At 72.6% G+C, this 5590-nt stretch carries 5 protein-coding genes, 1 tRNA gene, 1 other RNA gene and 1 pseudogene; 3 read left to right on the top strand and 5 right to left on the bottom strand.

Annotation, left to right across the window (positions count from 1 at the left end; translation table 11 throughout):
• Together CCN42_RS31550 and ffs are read right to left on the bottom strand one after the other, a co-directional pair.
• The coding region (locus CCN42_RS31550) for a DNA polymerase III subunit gamma and tau (protein WP_143662071.1) at nucleotides 1-1289 on the bottom strand (1289 nt) is incomplete at its 3' end.
• A gap of 126 nt (nucleotides 1290-1415) precedes the next feature.
• Nucleotides 1416-1514: signal recognition particle sRNA small type (gene ffs / locus CCN42_RS31545), an RNA gene on the bottom strand.
• A 72-nt stretch (nucleotides 1515-1586) separates the two neighbouring features.
• On the opposite strand from ffs, the gene CCN42_RS31540 reads away from it, so the two are divergent.
• Together CCN42_RS31540 and CCN42_RS31535 are read left to right on the top strand one after the other, a co-directional pair.
• Nucleotides 1587-1674, top strand: a tRNA-Ser gene (locus CCN42_RS31540).
• Nucleotides 1675-1994: 320 nt separating this feature from the next.
• On the top strand, nucleotides 1995-2216 hold the full coding sequence (locus CCN42_RS31535) for a hypothetical protein (RefSeq protein ID WP_086167705.1): 222 nt from the start codon (nucleotides 1995-1997) through the stop codon (nucleotides 2214-2216).
• Nucleotides 2217-2518: 302 nt separating this feature from the next.
• Here CCN42_RS31535 and CCN42_RS31525 read toward each other — a convergent pair whose 3' ends face one another.
• Both CCN42_RS31525 and CCN42_RS31520 read right to left on the bottom strand, forming a co-directional pair.
• A complete protein-coding gene (locus CCN42_RS31525) occupies nucleotides 2519-3181 on the bottom strand; it encodes a response regulator (RefSeq protein WP_086740731.1) in 663 nt (220 codons plus the stop codon).
• Nucleotides 3178-4494, bottom strand: a complete 1317-nt coding sequence (locus CCN42_RS31520) for a histidine kinase (protein ID WP_086740730.1) — start codon at nucleotides 4492-4494, stop codon at nucleotides 3178-3180. Before CCN42_RS31520 ends, CCN42_RS31525 begins: the two co-directional genes overlap by 4 nt.
• A 249-nt stretch (nucleotides 4495-4743) precedes the next feature.
• Between CCN42_RS31520 and CCN42_RS31515 the strand changes: the two genes are divergently transcribed.
• Complete coding sequence (locus CCN42_RS31515) at nucleotides 4744-5316, top strand: GlcG/HbpS family heme-binding protein (RefSeq protein WP_086740728.1); 573 nt, start codon at nucleotides 4744-4746, stop codon at nucleotides 5314-5316.
• Between the two features lie 2 nt (nucleotides 5317-5318).
• On the opposite strand, the pseudogene CCN42_RS31510 reads toward CCN42_RS31515, so the two are convergent.
• A pseudogene (locus tag CCN42_RS31510) lies at nucleotides 5319-5590 on the bottom strand (FixH family protein); the annotation flags it as partial.

Genomic DNA, 5590 nt, shown 5'->3' with positions numbered 1-5590 from the left:
CCGGTGCCCCGTACGGCTGCGCGGGCCGCCGCGACGGCGCCGCCCGGCGGAAGGGGGGCGGCGGGGCCCGCGTGGGCGTCCGGCACCGGTGCGTACCCCATGGCGGGCGCGCCGCCGCCCGCCGAGAAGTTCACCCCGCGCTCGATGCGGTCGAGGCGGGCCATCAGGGACCGCTCGTCGCCGTACGCGGCGGGCAGCAGGACGCGGGCGCAGATCAGCTCCAGCTGGAGGCGCGGGGAGGTCGCGCCGCGCATCTCCGTCAGACCCTCGTTGACGAGATCCGCGGCGCGGCTCAGCTCGGCGGCGCCGAAGACACCGGCCTGGGCCTGCATCCGCTCCAGGACGTCGGCGGGGGCGTCGATGAGCCCCTTGTCCACGGCGTCCGGTACCGCGGCGAGGATCACGAGGTCGCGCAGCCGCTCCAGCAGATCGGCGACGAATCGCCGCGGGTCGTTGCCGCCCTCGATGACGCGGTCCACGACCTCGAAGGCGGCGGCGCCGTCACCGGTGGCGAAGGCCTCGACGACGGAGTCCAGCAGGGAGCCCTCGGTGTAGCCGAGGAGGGAGGTGGCCATGGCATACGTCACACCCTCCTCCCCCGCACCGGCGAGCAGCTGGTCCATGACGGACATGGAGTCACGCACGGAACCGCCGCCGGCCCGCACGACGAGCGGCAGGACACCGTCCTCGACGGGGATGTCCTCCTTCTGGCACACCTCGGCGAGGTAGTCCCGAAGGGTGCCCGGGGGCACGAGCCGGAACGGGTAGTGGTGGGTCCGCGACCGGATGGTCCCGATGACCTTCTCGGGCTCGGTGGTCGCGAAGATGAACTTGAGATGCTCCGGGGGTTCTTCGACGACCTTGAGGAGGGCGTTGAAACCGGCCGACGTGACCATGTGGGCCTCGTCGATGATGTAGATCTTGTACCGGCTGGAGGCGGGGCCGAAGAAGGCCTTCTCGCGCAGCTCACGGGCGTCGTCCACACCACCGTGGGACGCGGCGTCGATCTCGATGACGTCGATCGATCCGGGGCCGTTCCGGGCGAGGTCCCGGCAGGACTGGCACTCCCCGCAGGGTGTCGGGGTGGGGCCCTGCTCACAGTTCAGACAGCGGGCCAGGATCCGCGCGCTGGTCGTCTTGCCGCACCCGCGCGGACCGCTGAACAGGTACGCGTGATTGACCCGGTTGTTCCGCAGCGCCTGCTGCAACGGGTCGGTGACATGCTCCTGCCCGATGACCTCGGCGAACGACTCCGGGCGATAGCGGCGGTACAGCGCGAGAGACGACACGCATACGAGGTTATAGGCGCCCACTGACAACCGGATCCGCCCGAAGATCCACGGCAGCCGCCCGGAAGATCCACCCCGGCCGCGGGCGAGATCCACCCCGGCCCACCGGGAAGATCCCCGCCCGGAAACGCAAGCGCCCCCCACGCACCCGCCAGAGCCAACCTACCCTTGCTGCCTTCCGGCCCTGGGGGAGTTCAGTCAGATAGCGCCGCGTGAGGGGCTGCGCACAGCCTACCCGATGGCGGCCTGCGGGAACGAGTTCGCGAGCACTCTCTTCGGTCATGTAATGTTTGCGGCGGAGGATTCGCCTAGAGGCCTAGGGCGCACGCTTGGAAAGCGTGTTGGGGGCAACCCCTCACGAGTTCGAATCTCGTATCCTCCGCCAGTGCCTCACCGGGCACGATGTCGAAGGGCCCCCTGGAAACAGGGGGCCCTTCGACGTTGTCCCTACGCCTCGTTGTCCTGGTCTTTGTCCACAGCGAGGTTTTCTGGGGCTCCCCAGATGGCGCGCTCGATCTTCCGGGCCGCCTCCTTGAGGATGCGATCGGTCACGCGCAGGTACCAACGCACGCATCCGTGCCGCGCCATCAGCGGAGCCCTGGGCGTTCTCTTCCCAACCGCGCAGGGCGGCGCAGTGCCGGGCTCCGGTCCGCTCCTGTGCCGATGGCCACAGCGGACGGGCCGCGTGTGGGCGCATACTGAGTCATGACAAAGCCCGCGGCGCCCAAGCGTCATCTGCCCACCAGCCCCTTCAAGGCCCCGGTCACACCGGTTCCCAAGCACTTCGCCCTGGGCGACCAGGTCACACACGACGTGTACGGCCTCGGCCGGGTGGTCGGCATCGAGGCCGGGATCGCGGCGCTCGTGGATTTCGGCTCGGCGCAGATGCGGATCCTGAGCCCGTACGCCAAGATGACCAAGCTGTAGGACCGCCGTGCCTGGCCACGGCTGGCCAGGTCCCCTCGGGGACCTGTAACGAAAGGCAGACCTCTCATCACCCCGACGTCGCTGTTCTCCGCCCCGGAAGGGCAACCCCGCCGTTCCACCGCAGTCTCGCCGCCTCCGGCGACGAACCCGTTCCAGGCCCCGGACTTCGGGGAGGACGAGATCTACTCGTCCGAGGACGCGCAGGTGCCCGCCCCGGGCGGGCGCGCGGCGCGGCCCGAGGTCGACTAGGGCCCAGGACGTGGCGAAGGCCCCGACCGTTCACCGGTCGGGGCCTTCGTCGTTCACGGGACCAGGCGTCGTTCCTTCGCCGCCGCCACCGCCGCCGCTCTCGTCGTGACGCCGAGCTTGTCGTAGATGCGGCGGAGGTGGGTCTTGACGGTGGCCTCGCTGATGTAGAGGGTGCGGGCGATGTCGCGGTTGGTGAGGCCCTGGACGAGGTGGCCGAGGATGTCACGTTCGCGTGGGGTGAGGGTCGGGCGGGGAGTGCGGAGGTGGGACATCACACGGCTGGCGACGGGGGGTGAGAGGACCGTGCGGCCCTCGGCGGCGGCATGGATCGCGGTGAAGAGCTCCTCGGGGCGCTCGGCCTTGAGGAGGTAGCCGGTGGCGCCCGCCTCGATGGCGCGGGTGATGTCCGCGTCGGTGTCGTAGGTGGTGAGGACCAGGACGTGGGGCACGGGTGCCGCTCCGCCCGGTGCGTCCCCGCCCGGTCCGTCCTCGCCCGGCGCCAGGATGCGGCGGGTGGTTTCGACGCCGTCCATGCCCTCGCCCAGCTGGAGGTCCATCAGGACCACGTCGGGGCGGAGTTTGCGGGTCAGCGCGATGGCCTCCTCGCCCGTGGCCGCCTCGCCGGCGACCTCGATGTCCGGGGCGCTCGACAACAGGGCGCGCAGGCCCGCGCGGACCACGGCGTGGTCGTCGCAGAGGAGGATCCGTACGGTCATTGCGGCTCCGGGGGTGGGCTGGTCAGGGGGATCGCCGCCGACAGGACCGTGCCCTCGCCGGGGGCCGACTCGATCGTCAGGGTGCCGCCCAGCTGACGGAGGCGGGCGCGGATGGCGGGCAGGCCGTGGCCGCGGATGTCGCGCCCGTGGCGTGGCGCAGCCGAGGCACCGGAGGTGCCCGGTGTGCCGGGCGTGTCCAAGGTGCCCGGAGTGAAGCCGCGGCCGTCGTCCGCGACGTCCAGGACGATCTGGTCGTCCAGGCAGGTCAGAGTGATCGTCGCGGTGCCGGCCGCCGCGTGTTCGCGGACGTTGGCCAGGGCGCCCTGCGCGATGCGCAGCACGGCCGACTCGACCAGGGCGGGGAGAGGTGCGGCGGGGGCGCCTTCCGTGTGCAGGCGGACGGTGAGGGCGGCATCGGTCTCCCGCGCCGCCAGCGCGGCCAGGGCGTCCCGCAGGCCCGCGCCGCTCGCCAGGTCGGCCGGGGTGAGGTCGTGGACGAAGCGGCGGGCCTCGGCGAGGTTGTGTTCGGCGACCGAGGCGGCCGTACGGACGTGGGAGCGGGCCGTGTCCGGGTCGGTCTCCCACAGGCGGTCCGCCGCCTGGAGCAGCATCCGCTGGCTGGACAGGCCCTGGGCGACGGTGTCGTGGATCTCCCGGGCCAGGCGTTCCCGTTCGGCGAGCATGCCCTCGCGGCGCTCGGTGGCGGCGAGGACGCGGCGGGTGCGGACCAGGTCGTCGATGAGGGCGCGCCGGCGGGCCGACTGGCGTTCCGTCGTGACGAAGACGGCCGTCGCGATCGCTGCCACCGCCGGGGGTGCGAGGAGCACGTTCGGGTCGGCCCAGCCCGCCAGTTTCAGCTGGGCGGCCACCACCAGGGCGGTGAGCAGCGCGACCAGGGTGACGGCGGCGCGCGGCGGCAGGGTGCGCAGGCCGGTGTAGAAGAGCGGGACGGCGCACCACGCGAAGCTCGGTGCGAGGGCCACCAGGGCCGCCCAGGTGGCCACCACCGCGCCCAGCCAGATCATGCGGCGCGCGGTGAGGCGGGCGCCGAGCGCCGGGCCGAGCACGTACAGCGCCGCCAGCAGGACGGAGAGGGCGATGACCCAGGGGGTGCGGGGTTCGGGGCCGTGCCGGGCGAGGTAGCGGGCGAGTGAGGCGCCGAGCAGCACGAAGAAGGCGGTGTGCATGACGACGGTGAGGGTGGTGTGGGCGTCCCGGTCGGCGTCCTCCGCGTTCGGTTCCGCGTTCGGTTCTGCGTTCGGTTCTGCGTCCCGTACCGCGTCCCGTGCCGCGTCGTCCGTCGTGTGCCGCATGGGCTCTCCCTCCCTCCTTTTCCGCGCTGAACTGGGCAAACATCTCCATTGTCGGCCCCGGCGGGTCATCTGGGGTCAGCCGTTCGGATGACCCCCGGGTCGTCCGGTCCGGTGCCGCGGCCGAGCCCCTACGACGACCGGTCGGGCCGGGACACGGCCGGAGGATCGACATCGGGCTCCGCTCCACAGACGGGCGACGAGCCGAACGACGAGCCGGCCGACGAGCCGACCGATGAAAGGTCACCCACGATGAAGCACGGCAAGAAGCTGTCCCGCCCCGCCCGCGTCCTGACCGGCGCCGCCCTGCTCGCCGCCGTCGCCGCCACCGGCACGGTCGCCGCGAACGCCGCCGACTCCGCCGGCACGGCCGTGCCCGCGAGCGCCCCGGCCGCCGCGTCGGGCGCCGCGCACGGCAACCTCACGCAGAGCACGCATCTGACGATCGACGCCGCCGTCGAGGGCGCCCAGGCCGCGCTGGACGCCGCCGAGAAGGACGGCCAGCGCGTGACCGTCGCCGTCGTCGACCGCAACGGCAACACGATCGTGACCCTCCGCGGCGACGGCGCCGGGCCGCAGTCCTACGCGTCGGCCGAGAAGAAGGCGTACACCGCCGTCGCCTGGAACGCGCCCACCTCCGAGCTGGCCAAGCGCCTCCAGAACGCCCCCAACCTCAAGGACATCCCGGGCACGCTGTTCCTCGCGGGCGGCGCCCCCGTCACCGCCAAGGGCGCGCCCGTCGCCGGCATCGGCGTGGCCGGGGCTCCCTCCGGTGACCTCGACGAGAAGTACGCCCAGGCCGGCGTGGCGGCACTCGGCCGCTGAGGTCACTCGATCCGCACGCCGCGCGCCACCGTGACCTGGTCGAACTCCGAGACCCGCACCGTCACCTTCATCCGCCAGTCGCCCGGCACCGGCAGGTCGAGGCCGTCGGTGGCCCAGTAGCCACCGCGGTCGGCGAGTTCGGCGTCGACCGGGCCGATGTCCTGGGCGGGGAGGGTGAAGGTGAGCCGGAGTTCGGGGACGGTGACCGGGCCGCCGTCGGGGGCGAAGACGACGGCCTGGACGGAGTTCTCGCCGGTGCGGGCCGGGTCGAGGG

Source organism: Streptomyces glaucescens (assembly GCF_002154375.1).
GTDB classification, from domain to species: domain Bacteria; phylum Actinomycetota; class Actinomycetes; order Streptomycetales; family Streptomycetaceae; genus Streptomyces; species Streptomyces glaucescens.
The sequence above is the reverse complement of the archived record's forward strand: the minus strand, read 5'-3'. Positions and strand labels throughout refer to the sequence as shown.